General features: G+C 59.0%; 21 protein-coding genes. 9 read left to right on the forward strand and 12 right to left on the reverse strand.

Translation table 11 applies throughout. The features are described 5' to 3' along the window. Window positions 1-10 precede the first annotated feature (10 nt). Window positions 11-436: an ExbD/TolR family protein gene (locus tag ACSQ36_RS12255; protein WP_213761849.1), complete on the forward strand. Its 426-nt coding sequence runs from the start codon at window positions 11-13 to the stop codon at window positions 434-436. Between the two features lie 361 nt (window positions 437-797). Here ACSQ36_RS12255 and ACSQ36_RS12260 read toward each other — a convergent pair whose 3' ends face one another. Continuing rightward, a complete protein-coding gene (locus tag ACSQ36_RS12260; RefSeq protein WP_436182096.1) occupies window positions 798-1,760 on the reverse strand; it encodes a LysR family transcriptional regulator in 963 nt (320 codons plus the stop codon). Between the two features lie 171 nt (window positions 1,761-1,931). Here ACSQ36_RS12260 and ACSQ36_RS12265 point away from each other — a divergent pair, with 171 nt between their 5' ends. The 4 genes from ACSQ36_RS12265 (at window position 1,932) to hemP (ending at window position 4,356) form a co-directional block, all read left to right on the forward strand. Then, the gene (locus tag ACSQ36_RS12265; RefSeq protein WP_436182097.1) at window positions 1,932-2,804 is read left to right on the forward strand and encodes a pirin family protein; all 873 of its coding nucleotides are present in this window, start codon (window positions 1,932-1,934) and stop codon (window positions 2,802-2,804) included. Window positions 2,805-2,970: 166 nt separating this feature from the next. Next, window positions 2,971-3,381 (forward strand): OsmC family protein, encoded by a 411-nt coding sequence (locus tag ACSQ36_RS12270; protein WP_436182098.1) that lies wholly within the window; start codon window positions 2,971-2,973, stop codon window positions 3,379-3,381. A gap of 64 nt (window positions 3,382-3,445) precedes the next feature. Continuing rightward, window positions 3,446-3,940, forward strand: coding sequence for an SRPBCC family protein (locus ACSQ36_RS12275; RefSeq protein WP_213761853.1), 495 nt, complete (start codon window positions 3,446-3,448; stop codon window positions 3,938-3,940). Window positions 3,941-4,080: 140 nt separating this feature from the next. Beyond that, window positions 4,081-4,356: a hemin uptake protein HemP gene (hemP, locus tag ACSQ36_RS12280; RefSeq protein WP_436182099.1), complete on the forward strand. Its 276-nt coding sequence runs from the start codon at window positions 4,081-4,083 to the stop codon at window positions 4,354-4,356. 303 nt (window positions 4,357-4,659) lie between these two features. On the opposite strand, the gene ACSQ36_RS12285 is transcribed toward hemP, so the two are convergent. From ACSQ36_RS12285 to uvrB, 6 genes are all read right to left on the reverse strand, one after another. After that, the gene (locus tag ACSQ36_RS12285; RefSeq protein WP_089158875.1) at window positions 4,660-5,073 is read right to left on the reverse strand and encodes a GlcG/HbpS family heme-binding protein; all 414 of its coding nucleotides are present in this window, start codon (window positions 5,071-5,073) and stop codon (window positions 4,660-4,662) included. A 102-nt stretch (window positions 5,074-5,175) separates the two neighbouring features. Beyond that, window positions 5,176-6,582 carry a 4Fe-4S binding protein gene (locus tag ACSQ36_RS12290; RefSeq protein ID WP_213761855.1) on the reverse strand — a complete coding sequence of 469 codons (1,407 nt, stop codon included), beginning with the start codon at window positions 6,580-6,582 and terminating at the stop codon, window positions 5,176-5,178. Then, complete coding sequence (locus ACSQ36_RS12295; RefSeq protein WP_436182100.1) at window positions 6,579-7,424, reverse strand: FTR1 family iron permease; 846 nt, start codon at window positions 7,422-7,424, stop codon at window positions 6,579-6,581. Before ACSQ36_RS12295 ends, ACSQ36_RS12290 begins: the two co-directional genes overlap by 4 nt. An 81-nt stretch (window positions 7,425-7,505) precedes the next feature. Continuing rightward, the gene (locus ACSQ36_RS12300) at window positions 7,506-7,853 is read right to left on the reverse strand and encodes a cupredoxin domain-containing protein (RefSeq protein WP_213761907.1); all 348 of its coding nucleotides are present in this window, start codon (window positions 7,851-7,853) and stop codon (window positions 7,506-7,508) included. A gap of 86 nt (window positions 7,854-7,939) precedes the next feature. Then, window positions 7,940-8,488: an iron transporter gene (locus ACSQ36_RS12305; RefSeq protein WP_436182101.1), complete on the reverse strand. Its 549-nt coding sequence runs from the start codon at window positions 8,486-8,488 to the stop codon at window positions 7,940-7,942. Between the two features lie 318 nt (window positions 8,489-8,806). Then, window positions 8,807-10,900 carry an excinuclease ABC subunit UvrB gene (gene uvrB, locus ACSQ36_RS12310; RefSeq protein ID WP_436182102.1) on the reverse strand — a complete coding sequence of 698 codons (2,094 nt, stop codon included), beginning with the start codon at window positions 10,898-10,900 and terminating at the stop codon, window positions 8,807-8,809. A 488-nt stretch (window positions 10,901-11,388) separates the two neighbouring features. On the opposite strand from uvrB, the gene ACSQ36_RS12315 reads away from it, so the two are divergent. Then, window positions 11,389-12,588, forward strand: a complete 1,200-nt coding sequence (locus ACSQ36_RS12315) for an amino acid aminotransferase (RefSeq protein WP_436182103.1) — start codon at window positions 11,389-11,391, stop codon at window positions 12,586-12,588. 129 nt (window positions 12,589-12,717) lie between these two features. Here ACSQ36_RS12315 and ACSQ36_RS12320 read toward each other — a convergent pair whose 3' ends face one another. Further along, window positions 12,718-13,956: a DUF3734 domain-containing protein gene (locus ACSQ36_RS12320; protein WP_436183163.1), complete on the reverse strand. Its 1,239-nt coding sequence runs from the start codon at window positions 13,954-13,956 to the stop codon at window positions 12,718-12,720. Between the two features lie 80 nt (window positions 13,957-14,036). Then, window positions 14,037-14,834, reverse strand: a complete 798-nt coding sequence (locus tag ACSQ36_RS12325) for a 3-hydroxybutyrate dehydrogenase (protein ID WP_213761861.1) — start codon at window positions 14,832-14,834, stop codon at window positions 14,037-14,039. 244 nt (window positions 14,835-15,078) lie between these two features. On the opposite strand from ACSQ36_RS12325, the gene ACSQ36_RS12330 reads away from it, so the two are divergent. After that, window positions 15,079-16,050 carry a potassium channel beta subunit family protein gene (locus ACSQ36_RS12330; RefSeq protein ID WP_213761862.1) on the forward strand — a complete coding sequence of 324 codons (972 nt, stop codon included), beginning with the start codon at window positions 15,079-15,081 and terminating at the stop codon, window positions 16,048-16,050. 159 nt (window positions 16,051-16,209) lie between these two features. Continuing rightward, window positions 16,210-17,055 (forward strand): 23S rRNA (adenine(2030)-N(6))-methyltransferase RlmJ, encoded by an 846-nt coding sequence (locus tag ACSQ36_RS12335; protein WP_213761863.1) that lies wholly within the window; start codon window positions 16,210-16,212, stop codon window positions 17,053-17,055. Between the two features lie 41 nt (window positions 17,056-17,096). Here ACSQ36_RS12335 and ACSQ36_RS12340 read toward each other — a convergent pair whose 3' ends face one another. After that, window positions 17,097-17,699 carry a hypothetical protein gene (locus ACSQ36_RS12340; RefSeq protein ID WP_436182104.1) on the reverse strand — a complete coding sequence of 201 codons (603 nt, stop codon included), beginning with the start codon at window positions 17,697-17,699 and terminating at the stop codon, window positions 17,097-17,099. A gap of 138 nt (window positions 17,700-17,837) precedes the next feature. Here ACSQ36_RS12340 and copM point away from each other — a divergent pair, with 138 nt between their 5' ends. Continuing rightward, window positions 17,838-18,251: a CopM family metallochaperone gene (copM, locus tag ACSQ36_RS12345; protein ID WP_436182105.1), complete on the forward strand. Its 414-nt coding sequence runs from the start codon at window positions 17,838-17,840 to the stop codon at window positions 18,249-18,251. A 94-nt stretch (window positions 18,252-18,345) separates the two neighbouring features. Here copM and ACSQ36_RS12350 read toward each other — a convergent pair whose 3' ends face one another. Further along, window positions 18,346-18,492 carry a DUF3563 family protein gene (locus ACSQ36_RS12350; RefSeq protein WP_087882081.1) on the reverse strand — a complete coding sequence of 49 codons (147 nt, stop codon included), beginning with the start codon at window positions 18,490-18,492 and terminating at the stop codon, window positions 18,346-18,348. A gap of 274 nt (window positions 18,493-18,766) precedes the next feature. Beyond that, complete coding sequence (cueR, locus tag ACSQ36_RS12355) at window positions 18,767-19,153, reverse strand: Cu(I)-responsive transcriptional regulator (protein ID WP_213761864.1); 387 nt, start codon at window positions 19,151-19,153, stop codon at window positions 18,767-18,769. Between the last annotated feature and the right edge of the window lie 88 nt (window positions 19,154-19,241).

Here is a 19,241-nt window from a genome sequence, read left to right on the forward strand (position 1 = left end):
GGACGTCGCCATGGCCATGAGCCCTTTCTCCAGTGACGAGGACGACGGCATGATGAGCGAGATCAACATGACGCCGCTCGTCGACGTCATGTTGGTTCTCCTTATCATCTTTCTCGTCACGATTCCCGCGATCAACCATGCGGTGAAAATCGACTTGCCGAAGGCGAGCAGCCAGCCGCAGGACACGAAGCCGGCACACGTGGACGTTGCCGTCGAAGCGGACGGAACGGTGCTCTGGAACGACCAGAAGGTCGACGATGCCGCGCTGCAGTCGCGCATAGCCGACGCATCTAAACAGACGCCGCAGCCGGAATTGCGCCTGCGTGCGGACCGCAAGGTGCCGTATGAGCGTGTCGCCGATGTGATGTCGGCCGCGCAAGGCGGCGGGTTATCGAAGATCGGGTTTGTCACCGAGCCGAAGGCGGGTGGGAAGTAGCGCGGCATGATTTGCGCGCTTAGGTCGTTTTGAAGCCCCGCAAGGTAAAAGGCCTTCATCGCAATGATGAAGGCCTTTTTTTGTGTGCGCGCCGGCACATTCGGGCTAGCGGTTACTTTGGCGTCGAGACATTCGAATCCGCAGTATCGCCACATGCGACAGCCGTGCTCGACACGGACAGCGCTATTAGCCCTATCAGGCCTACTATAAAAGTGGCCGTGAGTTTTCGCATAAGCAGCTCCTTAGCGAAGAGATTTCAATATAGCGCCCGAGCACAGCACCTACAAGCCGACGGCGATTGAATCTGACCATCGCAAGCGCACGCTTCAATGTCAGAAACTTAAGCGTACGGCGCGATTAGTCACACTGTTTCGCGAGCGGGCTCCGGCTGGAGAGGACATTCTCCCGGGAAGCGATTGCTGTCATTGATCGACTCGACGAGAAAATCGACGAATGCGCGAATTGCCGGCACCATGCCCTGCCGCGATAAAAACACCGCATAGAGCTGCGGCGCCGGAAAAGTCCAGCCGGGCATTACCGGGGACATCTGGCCGGTACGCAGCGCCGCGCCGTACATCATCTCCGGCAACGCCGCGATACCCACGCCACGCAGCACCGCTTCGCGGATCATGCCGAGGTCCGCTGTCACAAGGCGCGGTTCATGCTCGAATTCGTGACGCGTACCGTCGGGCGCAATCAGGCGAAAGACGTGGCGGCCATCGGTGGCCGGGACATCGATGGTATCGAACTGGGCCAGTTCCGACGGCGTGAGCGGCGGCGCGTTCGGCTTGAGCAGCGAGGGTGCTGCCACCAGCATTTGTTCCGTGCGCCAGAGCGGGCGCGCAACGATTGTCGAATTGATGGGCGGTTCCGAGCGCACGCGCAATGCGACGTCGATAGCGTCTTCGAACAAATCGATCACGCGATTCGTCACGCTCAGGACGACGCGAACCTCGGGGTATCGATGCAGGAACTCAGGCATCACCTCCGACAAGAACGTCTGCGCGATCGTCACCGGCACGCTGACCCGCACGCTGCCGCGCGGCGAATCGCGCAAGCTATGCACGATATCGACAGCGGCCTGGGCTTCGGCCAGCATCGCCTTGCAATGCTGGTAGAAGAGTTGGCCGGCCTCGGTCAGTGCGAGTTTTCGCGTGGACCGCTGCATCAAACGCACACCCAGCGACGTCTCAAGTTCGGACACACGCCGTGACAAACGCGACTTGGAGATACCCAGCACCCGCTCCGCCGCCGAGAAACCGCCGTGCTCGACAACGTACGAAAAATACATCAGATCATTGAGGTCATGCGAATCAGGTTTCATGCGGTCAGGTTTTTCGTTGGGGTTTTCGTTGTTCCACAGGCGGGACAATCCATTGCGGTTTGATGGCTTTTTCCGCGAAATACCGTCCATATAATAGCGCTATGTTTTAAATTTGGCGCTAATGCCCCACCCGTTGCAATGGCCACGCTGGCCTGCCCAAGCGAGGACAAAATGGAAAACACACGCAGTATCGAACGCACGATTGCCGCGCTCCGCACGGTGGAAGGCGGCGGTTTTATCGTACATCGCCCGTTCCCGACGCGGCTCTTGATGGACTTCGATCCTTTCCTGCTCCTCGATGAAATGGGGCCGGTCGACTATGCGCCCGGCGAGGCAAAAGGCGCGCCCGATCATCCGCATCGCGGCTTCGAAACCGTCACGTACGTGCTTGAGGGCCAGTTCGGCCACAAGGATTCGGCGGGACATTCCGGCACGCTGCGTCAGGGCGACGTGCAATGGATGACGGCGGGCGCTGGCGTGGTTCACAGCGAAATGCCCGATCCCGAATTCACCCGCACCGGTGGCCGCGTGCATGGCTTGCAGCTTTGGGTGAACCTGCCCAGGCGTGACAAGATGATTGCGCCGCATTATCAGGAAATCTCATCCGAACGGATCCCGGTCGCGACCAGCGATGACGGCCGTGTGCGCGTGAAGGTCATCGCAGGTGAAGCGCTTGGCGTCAAGGCAGCGATCGAAACGCGTACGCCCATTCTTTACCAGCATTTTTCGCTGCAACCGGGCGCGTCGGTCGTGCATCCGGTGCCACGGGACTTTCGTGTGTTCGGTTATGCGTTGTCGGGTAACGGTCTGTACGGCGAGGCGAAGCAAGCCGTGCGGGCGCAGCAGATGATCGTGTTCGCAAACGATGGCGATACGGTCACGTTCGCCGCCGGCGACGAGCCGCTCGAATTGCTGCTGATCGGTGGCGTGCCGTTAAAGGAGCCCGTGGTCCGTTACGGTCCGTTCGTGATGAACACGGAGGACGAGATCCGCCAGGCCGTGGTCGATTACCAGGAGGGACGCATGGGGTCGATCAACCACTAGATGGGTTCGCCGCCGTTGGGCGGTCATCGACATCAGACCGTGCTTGTTTCACCGGCGCGGCACGAATGACACTATTTGCGTCACAATAGTCGTTCGTGCCGCGCCGTTTTATCGTCTGCTTTTATTCCCCGCGCTGTCTGTCCATCCGCTAATTCTGGAGTACCGCATGTCCGAAAAATTTGTGACGCCGTCCGTCAGCGCCCACATCGGTGCAACGGATTTTCAGGTTTCGCTGAGCGATGGCCAGCATGACTGGATCGCCGACGAACCATCAACACACGGTGGCGCAGATACCGGCCCGACTCCCCACAGCTTGTTACTGTCGAGCCTGGGCGCGTGTACGTCGATCACGCTGAAGATGTACGCGAAGCACAAGGCATGGCCGCTTGAAGCGGTACACGTGACGCTGACCATGGATATCACGCCCGAGGGCACGGTGATCAACCGCCAGATCCTCCTGACCGGCGAACTCGATAACACCCAGCGGGAACGGCTCTTGCAAATTGCAAATGCGTGTCCCGTGCACAAGATTCTCAGCGGCGCGATCATGATTCATTCGGGCCTTACGCCGGCATAAGACGCATAAGCGTCGCGTTTTGCGGACCAACTGAACAACTGAACAACCCAAGGAAACTGTCGTTTTGAATTTCGAACACCTCATCCAGATCAACGACCCGCTCAATCCATTCGTGGAATCGATGACCCGCGAACAGGTCTGGCAAGGACTCGTGCTGCGCGCGGAACAGCCGCAATTATTCGTGATCGGCCTGGATCGCTGCGTGATCCTGTCGCGCATTGGCGACGTACTCGAACGCGAACTGCATTACGGTCAGGCCGTCGTGCGTGACCGCGTGACGCTGATCCCCCAAACCAGTGTTCGCTACGACATCCTGCCGACCGCCGAATACGTGGGCGGCTCGCTGACCATGGCAATCGAGCAACCGGACGAACTCCAGTTGTTCCTGCGTTTCACCTACGCCACCACCCTGCCCGTAGCCGATGATCCACAGGCAAGCGCCGACGCGCTTCAAACGCAGGAGATCGTGAAGTCGGCGTATCGGGAAGCGGATATCGATACCGTCCGGCTGATCCGGCAATTCGCTCACGGCAGCAATCTCGAAGGCCCACTGCACTAAGCCACTAAGGCACCGCAACGTTCCGATAGCCAGACAGTCAATGACTATCGAAACGTGTGATCGATGAATACTTCGTTGTTGTAAATAGGAATGGTTATCATTAAGATTACTCCATCGACTCAACGAACGGACTTTTCGACATGACCGACCTCCTGCGCTCCAATACGCTTCGGCTACGTCACCCCGTCGAACGCTCCGCGGCAGCAGCTATTTCGCGTCCCCGGACGGCCGCTGTAACGACGGCGCGTCCTACACAGTCGAGTGTGTCGGAGAGCGGTGAACGTTCCGAGCGTTCCGAGCGTTCTCTACGCAGCGACACGTTGCTGCAAGGTCATAGCCACATCAGCATCATGCATAACGGTGAAACGTATCAGTTGCGCGCAACGCGCCTGGGCAAGCTGATTCTCACCAAATAGCACGCAGGACAGAATTGCAGTACCGGGTATTGTGGGGACCACCTCTTCGAGAGGTGTTTGGCACTAGCCAGCAATGACGGCTTGCACGCGAGACTTTAGACCCCTTCGTGCAAACACCAGCCAGTCGTCGATAGCCAGCGAAGCCGCTTTTTTTGGTTCCCAATCGTGTGCTTTGAACAGCACCATCAGCTAAGCAAAAAGCACGTTTTCTCGCGAAAACGTGCTTTTTTTAACTTTGAAGTTTAGGCCGACTTGTTTCGATCGGCATGACGCAAGCCCGCTTTGGGCAGATCTTCGGGAAGCTTAAACGCTCTCGATTCCCAACGCCGCGATGCCCGCTCGCGCCACCGCCGCGTCCTGGTCCGACTTCACGCCGGACACGCCCACCGCGCCGACAATATCCGCACCGACTACGATCGGCACGCCGCCTTCCAGCATGGCAGTCATCGGTGCGCTCAAGAACGCCGTGCGACCTTGCTTGATCATGTCCTCGTACACTTTCGTTTCGCGCCGGCCGAGCGCAGCGGTGCGCGCCTTGCCCGCCGACATCTCGGCCGTGCTTGCGCCTGCGCCCTCCAGCCTGTGCAGGTGAAGCAGATGACCGCCGTCATCGACGACAGCAATCGCTACGCACCACTTGTTGGCCAAAGCATGCGCTTCAGCTGCGGCCGCGATGGTTTTTACGTCCGCGTCGGTCAATACCGGTTTTGTTCTCATTTCGTCACCTGTTGTTGGAGGATAGTCGTTGTGTTGATAAAGGGATTGGCCCCGCGAGCGGCTCGCGATTGGCGGCTCGCGATTGGGTCGATACCCGCAACGTTACCGCGAAAAGCCCCAGAACATCAGGTACCACGCGCTATCGGCGACGGCGAGCGCGGCGATGAACCATAGCATCGCGACACTTTGCGTGACAAAACGCCCGAGCGCATACCGGCCGATGACGCGCCAGGCAAGCCACGCGCTCCACAGGTTCGCGACACCGAGCAGGCCCAGGCGCACATCGGCTACCCACCAAAGCGGCAAGTGTTCAGCGCGCAGCAATGACACCGTAGTCGCCGATAAACCCAGGAACACGCCGCATCCCGCCACCGGAATCAGCGCCTGCGTCAGGTGATGCAGGCGCGTGAAACTGAACCGCCCGAGCATGCGCGTGCCGGCGGCCAGCAAGGCCAGAAGCGCCGTGCCATACACGAGCCCCGTGACCACGATATAACCCACGACCATCCCGCCGTCGAGCCACGAGAAGACATCGTTTTGTTCGGGATAATGCGTGAAGAGGAACCAGGGCGCGTTTGTATCGAGCGGCCAGAGAATGTTGCGATCGATCAGCCACGACGCAAAGATCTGCTTCAGGTCGACGAACCACGTGCTCACGGTCCAGTGGAACGCACCAATAGCAATGCCCAGCAAGCCGTACAGGATCAGCGCGGTATCCCACGGATTAGCTTGTTTATCGCCGAGTTGCACGACTTCGGCCGAGGGCGAACGCCACTCCAGCGAAATAGCGTCCCGATGGCCGCTGCAACGCCCACACATATGGCAATCCGACGCGCCCTTCATGGCGCGTAGCGGCACGAGCGGCGCGCAGTTGACGGGGATCACGCGATGCCCGTGCTCGCCCTCTTTATACGAGCGGCGCCACGCGTCCTCGTTGACCTTGTAGTGAAACGGTGCAAGCCGCGCCAGAAGCGAAAATACTCCGTTCACGGGGCAGAGATACTTGCACCACACGCGTTTCTCGCGCCCATACAGCACGCCAACAATCATTGCGCCGACCGTCGAGCCGCCGAGCACCAGCAGCACGGCTTTCGGATACTGATAAACGCTGACCATCTGGCCATAGATGGTGGTGATGCCGAATGCCACGAACGGCCAGCCGCCCCAGCGCAACCAGCGCGGGATTGCCCAGCCGCGGCCGAACTTGCTCGCAAACTCGGTCAGTGCGCCTTCGGGACACAGCACGCCGCACCACACGCGGCCGAGCATCACCATGGAAAGCAGGACGAACGGCCACCAGATACCCCAGAACACAAACTGCGCGGCCAGCGTCAGGTTGCTCCAGAGATGCGCGGTACCGTCCGGCAACGGCAAGACGGCTGGAACGAGAATCAGGAACGCATACACGGCAACCACGACCCATTGAATGCCGCGGATCATGCTGCCGTGTTGTTGCATCCATTGGCCGGCTTGCTGCAGCCGGCCGGGCCGATTCATCACGTCGCTCATGCCACCCTTCTCGCCGATTTTTGCGCCATCCGGTTTTTTGATCGGCGCAGCAGCAGGAAGATCACGGCCCAGTACACCGCGTACGCAATCAGGTTCATGCCGGCCGGATGCGCGCGATAACCCGTGAGCGTGGCGACCAGCGAACCAAAGGTGCTGGAGTCATCGAGCAGCCAGGACGTGTCCCACACCTGATTCATGACGACGGGCAGGATTTCCTTGTCGATGAGTTTATCGACACCCGTTTCAAACAAGCCCGCCGCGAGGAACAGCAGCATGATTTCCGTCACGCGGAAAAAGAGCCGCCACGAGAAAATCTTGCCGCCAAGCTGGAGCAGATAAAACGTCAGGAAAGCCAGCGCCAAACCCATTGCGACCGCCAGATACTGCATGGGATCGACGTGCCCCGATTGGCCGAAGCCGAGGCCGTAAAGGAAAATCACCGTCTCGCTGCCTTCACGCGCAATGGCAAGCGCGACCAGCAAGGTGACGCCCCACCAGTTCGCGTCCTGCTTGCTCTTTTCCAGCGACGCTTCCATGTCGCGCTTCATTGACCGGCCGTGGTGCTTCATCCACAGCACCATCTGCACGATCAGCACGCACGCGACCAGAACCATGCCGGTCTGGAAATAGTCCTGCGCATCGCCGGACAACTCTTCCGTGAACCCGACCAGCGCTGCGCCCAGCGCTATGGCGGCCAGCAACCCGGCGGCCACGCCGGCCCACAAATACGGAATGCCGCGACGCGCGTCGGCGTCGCCATTTTTCAGCCATGCGTACAGGATGCCGACGACCAGCAGCGCCTCGACACTCTCCCGCCACACGATGAAAAGAACCTGACCCATCACTTATCCCCCGCTCTTGCAGGCCAACGTGGTTTGCGCGCGACGCCGAACGAACAGCGCGCGAACCGGCCCGGCGTGACCTTACTTCGCGACGATGACACCCTGCGCCGACTGATGAAAATCGTCGAAGAACTTGTATTCGCCCTTATCCAGCGGCGCGATCACAACGAACGAATCGGCTCCTGGCGCGAGCACTTTTTCCTTGCGCAACTGGATGCTTTCGAATTCCGCCGCACCCTTGCCAATGTTGTGCACTTCGATCTTGATGCGCTGCCCCGCCGGCACTTCAATGCGCGCGGGATTCAGCTTGCCGTCGTTCATTTCCAGCTTGAAGGTCGGCAGGTCGGCGGCTTGCGCTGCGGCGGCACTGGCGAACCATCCGGCCGCCAAGGCTAGCGAGGCGGCGACCAACTTGTATTTGCGTTGCATGCATGCTTCCTGGCTGCGACGCCCGGTTTGACGTTTCATGCTACTTCACGTCATGCCGGACGACTGGCTCGACTACTCTCGACTACTCAATACCCGCCCTTCTTGCCGATGCCGGCGAACGGGAAATCGTATTCGATCGTGTAGGGCTTGAACCACGGACCCACGCCGGTTTCCTTGTCGACGTGGCGGCCGAACGCCATATGGCCGGTTTGCATCGGCGCTGCGATGTTGAGTTTCAGGTGGTATTTGCCCGGGCCGAAGAGCTTCACGTTGTCGCCGTAATGCGGACCGTCGTTGGCGACCATGGCCATCATGTCGCCCTTGATGGTTTGCGTCGTGCCGACCTTGGTCAGCTCGTACGTCACTTGCAGGTAAGGCATCCAGTCGCCTTCCGCAAAGCCGTTCGGATTGTTCTTTACGGCGTGGATGTCGGCTTCGAGGTGCACATCCGAATCCGAGGCCTTGCGCATCATGCCTTCCGGCTCCATGGTGATCGGCTGCAAGTAGACCGCGCCAACTTCCATGCCATTCTCGATATGTTGCTTGCCGATCGGATATTCGGCAGCCGATGCCGACACCATTGCCACAAGCACGACAGCGGCCACCGAGCCGCGTACAAAAGTTGAAACCTGCATCCTTCACTCCTTCTTGTTATTGATCGAACCGATGCCGCGCATACGCTCGACCCGACCCGGTCAGCTCACTGATCAATTCGGCGCCGATGATAGGAAATCGCAATGAGAACGTAACCGACAACCGTTAATACGAACCATTCTCAATGGGTGAAGAGTTTAGCACTGATCGGAGGACGGAACAATTTGATGAAAATCAACAAGCCTTGCGCTTGCTGGGTTTTTGAGATGGCGGAGACATTTTTGTAGTGAAATTTCGGGCAAAAAAAACGCGGCGAACCCGCTCGGGTTGCCGCGTTCCCTGCCCTGAAACCCTTACGTTTAGCTGATACCCGTAATGTGATCACCCACATTGGCGCCAAACACGCGCTGCCTCAGAAGTGACAGTTGGTCGCGGGTCTGCGCGGCTTTTTCGAATTCAAGGTTTTTCGCGTGATCCATCATCTGCTTTTCGAGCCGCTTGATTTCCTTCGATATCTGCTTCTCCGACATGTCCTCGAACTTCGCGCGGGTCTGGGCTTCCTTCAGTTCGGCGCGGGCATCGTCGGCGTTATAGACGCCGTCGATGATGTCCTTGATCCGCTTGGTCACGCCACGCGGCGTGATGCCCATCGCGAGATTGTGCGCAATCTGCTTCGTGCGGCGCCGTTCGGTCTCGCCGATCGCACGTTTCATCGAATCCGTGACTTTATCGCCGTAGAGAATCGCCTTGCCGTTCACGTTGCGGGCAGCCCGGCCGATCGTCTGGATCAGCGAACGTTCCGCGCGCAGAAACCCTTCCTTGTCGGCGTCAAGGATCGCGACCAGCGACACTTCCGGAATATCCAGCCCTTCTCGCAGCAAATTGATCCCGACCAGCACGTCGAACGTGCCGAGACGCAGATCGCGGATGATTTCCACGCGCTCGACCGTGTCAATGTCGCTATGCAGGTAGCGCACTTTCACGCCGTGATCCGCAAGAAACTCGGTCAGCTGTTCGGCCATGCGCTTGGTCAGCACCGTCACCAGCACACGCTCATGCACCTTGACGCGCGCGTTGATCTCGCCGAGCACGTCGTCCACTTGCGAGCGCGCCGGACGCACTTCAATATCGGGATCGACCAGGCCGGTCGGCCGCACAAGCTGCTCGGCCACCTGCCCCGCCGTGCGGTTTTCGTAATCGGCCGGCGTGGCCGAAACGAAGATCGCCTGGCGCATCTTGCGTTCGAATTCGTTGAACTTGAGCGGCCGGTTGTCCAGCGCCGACGGCATCCGGAAACCGTAATCGACGAGATTCTCCTTGCGCGCCCGGTCGCCGTTATACATGCCGTTCAACTGACCGATCAGCACATGCGACTCGTCGAGCAGCATGAGCGCGTCGGGCGGTAAATAATCGACGAGCGTTGGCGGCGGCTCACCCGGCGCCGCGCCGGAAAAGTGCCGCGAATAATTCTCGATGCCTTTGCAAAAACCCAGTTCCTGCAGCATTTCCAGATCGAAGCGCGTGCGCTGTTCGAGCCGTTGCGCCTCTACCAGCTTGCCGTCCTTATGGAAGAACTCGAGCCGTTCGCGCAACTCCAGCTTGATCGTCTCGATGGCGCGCATGACCGTGTCGCGCGGCGTCACATAGTGGGACGACGGATAAACGGTGAAACGCGGAATCTTGTTGCGCACGCGGCCGGTGAGCGGATCGAAGAGTTGCATCGACTCAATTTCGTCGTCGAACAGCTCTACGCGCACCGCCATTTCGGCGTGCTCCGCCGGGAAAATGTCGATGGTGTCGCCCCGCACGCGAAACGTCCCGCGCGAAAAATCGGCTTCGTTGCGGCTGTACTGCATCGCGATCAGGCGCGCGATGATGTCCCGCTGCCCCATTTTGTCGCCGGTGCGCAGCGTCAGAATCATCTTGTGATATTCCGACGGGTTGCCGATACCGTAGATTGCCGAAACTGTCGCCACGATCACCACATCGCGACGCTCGAGCAGGCTTTTGGTCGCCGAGAGCCGCATTTGCTCGATGTGCTCGTTGATCGAGGAATCCTTCTCGATAAACAGATCGCGTTGCGGAACGTAGGCTTCCGGCTGGTAATAATCGTAGTAAGAAACGAAGTATTCAACGGCATTGCGAGGGAAAAACTCGCGAAACTCCGCGTAAAGCTGCGCGGCGAGCGTCTTGTTCGGTGCGAACACAATGGCCGGCCGGCCCATGCGCGCAATCACGTTCGCCATGGTGAACGTCTTGCCGGAGCCCGTTACACCGAGGAGTGTCTGGAACGACAGGCCGTCCTCAATCCCTTCCACGAGCGTTGCGATCGCCGTCGGCTGGTCGCCCGCCGGCGGATACGGTTGGTACAGCTGGAACGGAGAGCCTTCGAACCTGATGAATTTGGATTCGTCGAGGGTTTCGGCGGTTTCGAGTAGCGGGGTATCGGACATGAGGATGAGGTGCCTTGGCCGAGAGCAAACACCCATTCTAGCGGTTCGCGCTGGAGCGGGTCTGGACGGCGGATCAGGATTGTCGGAACAGGTTTCAGGCGATTTGCGCCAACTTTCGCACAATGCCCGATGTTTCCAAGATGGGGCGGTACCACGAAATCGCAAGTGATTGTTTTGGTTAGTGAAAGCTTGAGGGCAATATTCCGGCACGCGGTGATCCGTCGTTCTGGTTTTTGTAGAAAATCCGAAAATTGCCGGAAAAAAATGGCTAAAACCCGCGTTTCTTCCATTTCGCCAGGCCGAAAAGCGGCGGCCGATTCGTTACAATGCCGAACTGGGGTTTTCATCGATGGGACGGAGTTTTGTTGGCTCTTATTGGCTCCTTGAGGTCCCGTTTGCGCCGCTTTTTAGCTGCTGTGTTGCCGATTAGCAGCCGATTCCCCATCCCGATCGCCCGTGCCCGCCTTATCCACTACCGCCGATAAATCATGTCTCTTTTCTCAGCCGTCGAACTTGCCCCCCGTGACCCTATTCTGGGCCTGAACGAAGCCTTCAACGCCGATCCGCGCACGACCAAGGTCAATCTCGGCGTGGGCGTGTATTTCAACGAAGAAGGCAAGATTCCGCTCCTGCGCGCCGTTCGCGAAGCCGAAAAAGCGCGTACGGAACTCGCCGCGCCGCGTGGTTATCTGCCTATTGAAGGCATTGCCGCTTATGACGCAGCCGTGCAAAAGCTGCTGCTCGGCAATGATTCTCCGCTGATCGCCGACGGCCGCGTGATCACGGCTCAGGCGCTGGGTGGAACGGGCGCGCTCAAGATTGGCGCCGATTTCCTGAAGCGGCTGAATCCCACGGGCAAAGTAGCGATCAGTGACCCGAGCTGGGAAAACCACCGCGCGTTGTTCGAATACGCGGGTTTTGACGTGCTGAACTACCCGTACTACGACGCAGCCACGCACGGCGTAAAGTTCGACGCCATGCTGGAAGCGTTCAACAGCTACCCGGCCGGAACGGTCGTCGTGCTGCACGCGTGCTGCCATAACCCAACCGGCGTCGACCTGACCCCGGCGCAGTGGCAACAGGTCGTGGAAACGGTCAAGGCACGCTCGCTGGTTCCGTTCCTGGATATCGCTTATCAGGGCTTCGGCGAGAACATCGACGCTGACGCTGCAGCTGTACGCCTTTTCGCCAAGGCAGATATCAACGTATTTGTGTCGTCGTCGTTCTCCAAATCGTTCTCGCTGTATGGCGAGCGCGTGGGTGCACTGTCGATCATCACGAGCTCCAAGGAAGAAGCCACGCGCGTGCTGTCGCAACTCAAGCGCGTGATCCGCACAAACTATTCGAATCCGCCGACGCACGGCGGTTCAATTGTCGCCGCGGTGCTCGCTTCGCCCGAATTGCGCGCCACGTGGGAACAGGAACTCGGCGAAATGCGTGACCGCATTCGCGCCATGCGCAACGGTCTGGTCGAGCACATCAAGGCAGCAGGCGTGCAGCGCGACTTCGGCTTCGTGAACCAGCAGCGCGGCATGTTTTCGTATTCGGGCCTGACCTCGCCGCAAGTCGATCGCCTGCGCGAGGAGTTCGGGATCTACGCCGTCAGCACGGGCCGCATCTGCGTGGCCGCGCTGAATACGCGCAATCTTGAAGTAGTAGCCAACGCTATCGCGACCGTGCTGAAATAAGTCTGGTTTTCGTGGTCTCGAAAACGGCGCTCCGTGTGAGCGCCGTTTTTTTGAGCTCCTGGCTGTGCTGCGCACGCGGAACCGTCTACGGTTCACCGCTTGCTCCCTATCGATAAAATTGACACCCGATCAACGCTCGTCGCGATGAACATCGTGCGTGATGAAACCCGCATCGTTGTTCGGCATATCAAGCCAGTCCCGATGCGAGAGCGTGCCGCGGATATCGGACAAGCCGCTTTCCCAATGCTCGCGCATGGTCGACAGTCCGAATTGATAGTCCTTGTAGTGCCCCTCGTATTCCTTGTGCCGGTAGATGAGGTGAATCACGTTAAAGCGCTTCGAACACGCGAGTTCCTCCGCCGTCTTGCACCACGGGTCGCTGTTGCGGATGTCCACCGGCACTTTGTCCAGCACTTCCCTCAACACGTTCCGAAACCGCTGCGAGCGCTGCAAGGTGTCGGTAACCAGGCGCGTCCGGCTGGAGTACTGAATATCCTTCACGCGTCCCATCACGTCGACAATGCTGTCCGGCACCGGCCCCCGTGCGCTCCACAAATCGACCTGGAACGCGAGCGTGTCACGACGCGGCGTAGCCTGCACGATCTCGTACAGCGGCGTATTGGACATCAGGCCACCGTCCCAGAAATACTCACCATCAATCTCGACGGCCGCAAAACCCGGCGGCAACGCCCCCGACGCCATGAAATGCTCCGCCCGCAACTTCATGCGAGTGTTGTCGAAATACGCGAAATTGCCGGTAGCTACATTCACCGCGCCCACCGACACCCGCGTCTCACGCGAGTTGATCCGGTCGAAATCGCAGAACCGTTCGAGGGTCCCCTTGAGCGGCCGTGTGTCGTAGAAGCTTGCCGTGCCCGGCTCTCCCGCAGCCAACGGTGACGGCGGAGGAAACCGCGGTACGAAGAATCCCTTCTGCCCTTCGACCAAAGCGCTCCCAGCCTGCATCGCGGTGAAAGCCTTGCGGATTTCATCGGTGGAATTGAAGAACGCGTGTTCTACGAAAGCGGGCAACGGCGGCATGAAGGCAGGCTGGCAGATCGTCTCCCAAAACTCGAGCAGACGAGGCACGCGATCCTCAGGCGCGTTCCCCGCGATAATCGCCGTGTTCAATGCGCCAATGGAGATCCCCGCAATCCAGTTCGGGTGAATGCCGGCGTCGTTCAACCCCTGATACACGCCCGCTTGATAAGCACCGAGCGCCCCGCCGCCCTGCAACATCAACGCGATGGTTTCATACGGCGGCAACTTGATGCGCTTGGCCACTTCAGGACCGCCCGAGGCAAATGCCTCGGGCGGTTCGCCAAGGTCAAGGGACGTCACGTGGCGAGGCTCCTTCGTCGCCTTCATTCGTTTCTTCGTTCCTGTTAATTCATTGAGTCCCCGCGCACTGCCCGTTCGTTCTGCCATCGAAACTCCTGTTTGAAGCCTTACTGCATGAACCAGCCGTGGCTCACCACGACCGATTGGCCCGTGAGCGCGGCCGTGGGGAAAGCTGCCAGGAACAGAACCGTTTGGGCCACGTCTTCCACCGTTGTGAAGACGCCGTCGACAGTGCCGCCCAGCATCACGTTCCTGACCACGTCCTCTTCGCTGATACCAAGCTCCTTGGCCTGCTCAGGGATCTGCTTGTCGACCAGCGGCGTGCGCACGAAACCCGGGCACACCACATGCGAGCGCACGTGATGCTTCGCGCCCTCCTTCGCCAGTACACGGGCCAGTCCGAGCAACGCGTGCTTGGCCGTGACATACGCGGACTTGAGCGCCGACGCCTCGTGCGAATGCACCGATCCCATATAGATCACGACACCGCCACGATCGTCCTTGTACATGTGCTGGAGCGCAGCTTTCGTGGTCAGAAACGCCCCGTCGACGTGAATGGCCTGCATTTTCTTCCAGTCGGAATACGCGTAGTTTTCGATCGGATTGACGATCTGCACGCCGGCGTTCGACACCAGGATATCGACCGAGCCGAATTCCGCCGCCACCCGATCGATACCGGTATTCACCGCCTGTTCGTCGGTCACGTCCATCACCACGCCTAATGCGCGGCCACCCTGCGACCTGATCTGCTCGGCCACGGCGTCGGCGGCGTCCTGGTTCAGATCTGCTATGGCGACCGCTGCGCCTGCCTCGGCCAGAGTCAGGGCAATCTGCTTACCGATCCCGCTCGCCGCGCCCGTGACCACCGCCACCTTGCCCGCCAGACTCGTATTCAGTGATGTCATTTGCCACCCCTCCTCTGTTCAGGTTTGAACAATGAAACCACGCAATGCCGCGCCGATCAACCTCGATAAATGTCATAGGCCTTTCGGTCAGCTATCCGACGTCACTCGGCCGGGTTATCGTTCGATCACAAATGCAATGAACGCAAAGATTGCCAAGCCGGGCATCGCCGCGCGAATCCTGAAATCGGATTAAGCTTTGAAACCCGCCTGATGCAGCTCAAACCCAAAACTGGAGATCACGAACATGAATTATCGTCGGCTAGGACGTTCCGGCCTGCAGGTCAGCGAATTGTCGATCGGCTCGTGGGTGACCTACGGCACGCAAGTCGACCATCGCGCGGCGCGCGAGTCGCTCGCTGCCGCCCGCGATCACGGCGTAAATTTCTTCGATAACGCGGAGGTCTATTCCAAAGGCAAGTCCGAGGAAATCATGGGGCGCGCGTTGAAAGAGCTCGCGTGGCCGCGGGTAAGCTACGTGGTGTCGACCAAGTTTTTCTTTGGCATCAACGAAGGACCGAACCAGCAGCAAACGCTCAGCCGCAAGTACCTGCATAACGCCATTGACGGCTCGCTTGCGCGTCTGCAACTCGATTACGTCGACCTCGTGTTTTGCCATCGGCCCGATCCGCATACGCCGATCGAAGAAACCGTATGGGCAATGAGCGACATCATCGCGCGGGGCAAGGCGCTGTATTGGGGCACGTCGGAATGGAGCGCTGACGAAATTCGCACGGCGTACGACATTGCCGAGCGGCATCATCTGCACAAACCGGTGATGGAGCAGCCCGAGTACAACCTGCTGCATCGCAAGCGGGTCGAGAACGAATACAAGCGGCTCTATGAAGACATTGGACTGGGTCTGACAACCTGGAGCCCGCTCGCCTCGGGGCTGCTCACCGGCAAGTATCGCGACGGCGTTCCGTCGGATAGCCGCGCGCAGCTTCAAGGTTACGAATGGTTGGCCAAGAAGCTGACGGACAAGGGCGCGAATAACATTGTCGGGCGCCTCGCGGAAGTGTCCGACCAGCTTGGCTGCTCCCTGGCACAGCTTTCACTTGCCTGGATTTTGCTGAATCCGAATGTCAGCACCGTGATTACGGGTGCGTCGCGGGTCGAGCAGATTCACGAGAACATGAAGGCCATCGACGTCGTGCAAAAGATCACGCCGGAGGTGAAGCAGCGCATCGAGGAAATCGTGGGTGACGCGTTCGTCTGACGCTTGAGTCTTGGACATGCAGGGGCGTCGGCTACAATAACGACCCTGCCTCGTGCGCCTTGTGGCGCCGTGGAGCGCCTTTGCATCTTGGCGCTTAGGTACTTTCTTCGTCCGTCCGGCTCAGGCCGCGCTCATTCTCGTCTCGCTTACTCATTTGCCATGCTTAGTTACCGACACGCTTTTCACGCAGGCAACCACGCAGACGTGCTGAAACACGCGGTTGTCGTGCAGTTGCTGCAACACCTTGCCCAGAAGGACAAGGCGTTCTGGTATATCGACACCCACGCGGGCGCCGGCGTGTATTCGCTGACTGACGGCTTCGCGACCAAGACGGGCGAGTTCGAGACAGGCATTGCCAAGATTTGGACCAAGCGTGATTTGCCGGGTTTGCTCAAGGATTACGTCAAAGAGGTCAAGGCGCTGAACGCGGACGGCACGCTACAGTTCTATCCTGGCTCGCCCTATCTCGCATGGCGGGTAATGCGCGAGCAGGACCGCATGCGGTTGTTCGAGCTGCATTCCACCGAAATCGACGTGCTGCGCCACAATTTCCGCGACGCAGGCCGGCGCGCAGTGCTTTTCGAAGGCGATGGTTTCGACGGCATCATCAAGCTGTTACCACCACCGCCGCGCCGCGCGCTTGTCCTGATCGATCCATCGTATGAAGACAAGCGCGATTACGCGCGCACGCTGAACTGCCTTGAGGAAAGCCTGAAGCGCTTTGCGACCGGCACTTATGCTATCTGGTATCCGCAAGTGACCCGGCTGGAGTCCCAGCGTTTCGCCGATCAATTGAAGCGCGTGCAGCCCAAGAATTGGCTGCATGCGTCATTGACCGTCAGCAAACCTCCCGTCGACGGCTTTGGCCTGTTCGGGAGTGGCATGTTTATCGTGAACCCGCCGTATACGCTCGCAGCTGCGCTGAAAGAGACGCTGCCGTATCTTGTCGACGCACTCGGTCAGGACAGCAAGGCGGCGTTCAAACTCGAACATCGTGGCGACTGAAAACGACTGAAAACGACCGAAGCCGCCTGCACCGTTCGCCATTAATCAAGCGACGTGGTAACCGCACCGGTTGCGGTATGTGGGTCCGACGATCGGGTTGGCACGGTCGGCACAGGGCTCGGGGTCGCGACGGATCGCGGCGTTGCGATGGCTATCGGCGTAATGATGGGAGGCTGGCCCGGAGACTGCCTTGCTTGCGGCACTGCGGGCTGCGTTGAAGCAGGGGCCTGGGTTTGAGTTCCGGTCGGCACGCCGTAAGAGGCCCCGGAATGCGGCGACGTAGTACGTGGTCGATGCTGGTAATTGGATGACGACGGCTGTGAGCCCGTTGACGATCCATATCCCTGCCCGGCGTGATGCCCACCCTGCTGAAGTCCGATATAAGGCGAAATAATGATCGTCTGCTGATCCTGCTGCGGCAATTCGGGCAACGTGGCCATCGGGCGCGCTGGCACCATGCCAGAACCATTCAGCGGCCCCGTCTGTAGAACCGTGCCGCCAGCGCCGCTATGAATCCCTGTCTGCGTATCCAGAATGAGCGGCTGACCGCCCGCTTGTCCGAATGCGTCCAACGTCGTCAAACCAGAGACAAGCCATAGCGCCGCGGTCGCCACATATTTGACCGGTCGAAGTTCTGGACTCACACCGCCCCCTTGGCATATGAATGACAACCGGCACGCATATCGGGCCGATTCATTTCAGATCATATAAAAGCGCTTTACCTTACCGCGATGGCAAGCTTTAAGCTAGCGTTCCCGAAAGTCGATATTCAAGGAGATTCGATGACGTTTCCGAAAACCTTCCTCGCTGGCGCCGCCGCGTTCGCAGTCTCAATCGTTCTCTCGATGTCCGCTGCGTCTGCACAGACGCCGGCATCCTCTGCATCGATGGCAGGCATGGACATGTCAGCCGCAAGCGGAAACCAGGGCGATTCCGCGTCGACGAAGGAATTTCAGGCAGCCGATCATTCGATGATGTCCGGCATGTCCGGTGTCGAGTACACAGGTGACGCCGATCATGATTTTGTCTCGCACATGATTCCGCACCACGAGGGCGCGGTCGCGATGGCAAAGGTCGAGTTGAAGTACGGCAAGGACGCCAAGTTGCGGGCCTTGGCCAAGGAGATCATCGCTTCGCAGGATAAGGAGATTGCGTTCATGAAGCGATGGCTCGCGACGCATCCCCAGAAAAAGTGAGCGGCCTGGCCTGATTGGCGAGAGTGGCCCAAAAATGACAAAGCCCCGCATGCGGGGCTTGTTCAATTTTTCGACCGGATGTTTTCGGCTGAAATTACAGCGAGTAGCCTTCGGTTTCCAACGAGCGGATACGCTTTTCGAGTTGGACGATATCCGACGATTGCGCCAGATATTCTTCGCGACGATTACGTTCGGCGGTTTCAAACCAGATGCTGACTTTTTCGAGCAGGAATGCAAACATGATTTTTTCTCCAAGGATTTCAAATGAATCCCCGGCGGTTCGGGTCAGGGATATCCCTCAAAAGGGTTAACCCGGATTATAGACGAACCCCGCTGCCGGCGTTAGTGAAATGCCTGCATTGGGTGCATTCTTTTTTGGAATGGTGCACGCACCGTCTTGGAACAAGTGTTTGATTTCTCTACTCTTCCTGGAAATTTTCAAGCAAGCACACTAATTTGGCACATCTATAGTGCACAAATCAGGCGAATGGGCTTGCCAAAACGCACCAACATGATCACTCGGCCAGTCTTTCCAGAATGGGGCAATCCGGTCGTCCGTCACCGTGGCAGTTGACCGCCAAATGAGCGAGCGTGTCCCGCATATCCGTGAGTTCCGCGATCCGCCTGTCCAGCTCCGCAACGTGTTCCAGCGCGATCGCCTTGACTTCTGCGCTGGCACGCTGCCGGTCCTGCCACAGGGCCAGGAGTTTGCGAATGTCGTCGACGAGAAAGCCGAGCCGACGTGCTTGCCGAACAAAACGTAGCGCATGAACCTCCTGGGTCCCGTACATCCTGTACCCCGATGTAGTCCGGTCAACCGGTGGCAAAAGACCAACACTCTCGTAGTACCGAATCATCTTGGCCGTCACACCGGACGCGCGAGCGGCTTCGCCAATGTTCATCGCAGATACTCCTAAATTTTTCCATAGACTCTACACCTTCCAACGATAGGAAGGTATAGCATGGTTCGCTCTTACAAAACCCAGGCAA

The organism is Caballeronia sp. LjRoot34, assembly GCF_964253815.1.
Taxonomy (GTDB): Bacteria; Pseudomonadota; Gammaproteobacteria; order Burkholderiales; family Burkholderiaceae; genus Caballeronia.

What these genes read in the sequence shown, in the direction of transcription:
- cueR (WP_213761864.1), bottom strand. Translation starts at nt 19,153, where the DNA reads ATGAACATTGGCGAAGCCGCTCGCGCGTCCGGTGTGACGGCCAAGATG.
- ACSQ36_RS12320 (WP_436183163.1), bottom strand. Translation starts at nt 13,956, where the DNA reads ATGAAGGCGACGAAGGAGCCTCGCCACGTGACGTCCCTTGACCTTGGC.
- ACSQ36_RS12315 (WP_436182103.1), top strand. Translation starts at nt 11,389, where the DNA reads ATGTCTCTTTTCTCAGCCGTCGAACTTGCCCCCCGTGACCCTATTCTG.
- copM (WP_436182105.1), top strand. Translation starts at nt 17,838, where the DNA reads ATGACGTTTCCGAAAACCTTCCTCGCTGGCGCCGCCGCGTTCGCAGTC.
- ACSQ36_RS12335 (WP_213761863.1), top strand. Translation starts at nt 16,210, where the DNA reads ATGCTTAGTTACCGACACGCTTTTCACGCAGGCAACCACGCAGACGTG.
- uvrB (WP_436182102.1), bottom strand. Translation starts at nt 10,900, where the DNA reads ATGTCCGATACCCCGCTACTCGAAACCGCCGAAACCCTCGACGAATCC.
- ACSQ36_RS12285 (WP_089158875.1), bottom strand. Translation starts at nt 5,073, where the DNA reads ATGAGAACAAAACCGGTATTGACCGACGCGGACGTAAAAACCATCGCG.
- ACSQ36_RS12290 (WP_213761855.1), bottom strand. Translation starts at nt 6,582, where the DNA reads ATGAGCGACGTGATGAATCGGCCCGGCCGGCTGCAGCAAGCCGGCCAA.
- ACSQ36_RS12255 (WP_213761849.1), top strand. Translation starts at nt 11, where the DNA reads ATGGCCATGAGCCCTTTCTCCAGTGACGAGGACGACGGCATGATGAGC.
- ACSQ36_RS12265 (WP_436182097.1), top strand. Translation starts at nt 1,932, where the DNA reads ATGGAAAACACACGCAGTATCGAACGCACGATTGCCGCGCTCCGCACG.
- ACSQ36_RS12325 (WP_213761861.1), bottom strand. Translation starts at nt 14,834, where the DNA reads ATGACATCACTGAATACGAGTCTGGCGGGCAAGGTGGCGGTGGTCACG.
- hemP (WP_436182099.1), top strand. Translation starts at nt 4,081, where the DNA reads ATGACCGACCTCCTGCGCTCCAATACGCTTCGGCTACGTCACCCCGTC.
- ACSQ36_RS12270 (WP_436182098.1), top strand. Translation starts at nt 2,971, where the DNA reads ATGTCCGAAAAATTTGTGACGCCGTCCGTCAGCGCCCACATCGGTGCA.
- ACSQ36_RS12330 (WP_213761862.1), top strand. Translation starts at nt 15,079, where the DNA reads ATGAATTATCGTCGGCTAGGACGTTCCGGCCTGCAGGTCAGCGAATTG.
- ACSQ36_RS12300 (WP_213761907.1), bottom strand. Translation starts at nt 7,853, where the DNA reads ATGCAACGCAAATACAAGTTGGTCGCCGCCTCGCTAGCCTTGGCGGCC.
- ACSQ36_RS12305 (WP_436182101.1), bottom strand. Translation starts at nt 8,488, where the DNA reads ATGCAGGTTTCAACTTTTGTACGCGGCTCGGTGGCCGCTGTCGTGCTT.
- ACSQ36_RS12295 (WP_436182100.1), bottom strand. Translation starts at nt 7,424, where the DNA reads ATGGGTCAGGTTCTTTTCATCGTGTGGCGGGAGAGTGTCGAGGCGCTG.
- ACSQ36_RS12350 (WP_087882081.1), bottom strand. Translation starts at nt 18,492, where the DNA reads ATGTTTGCATTCCTGCTCGAAAAAGTCAGCATCTGGTTTGAAACCGCC.
- ACSQ36_RS12260 (WP_436182096.1), bottom strand. Translation starts at nt 1,760, where the DNA reads ATGAAACCTGATTCGCATGACCTCAATGATCTGATGTATTTTTCGTAC.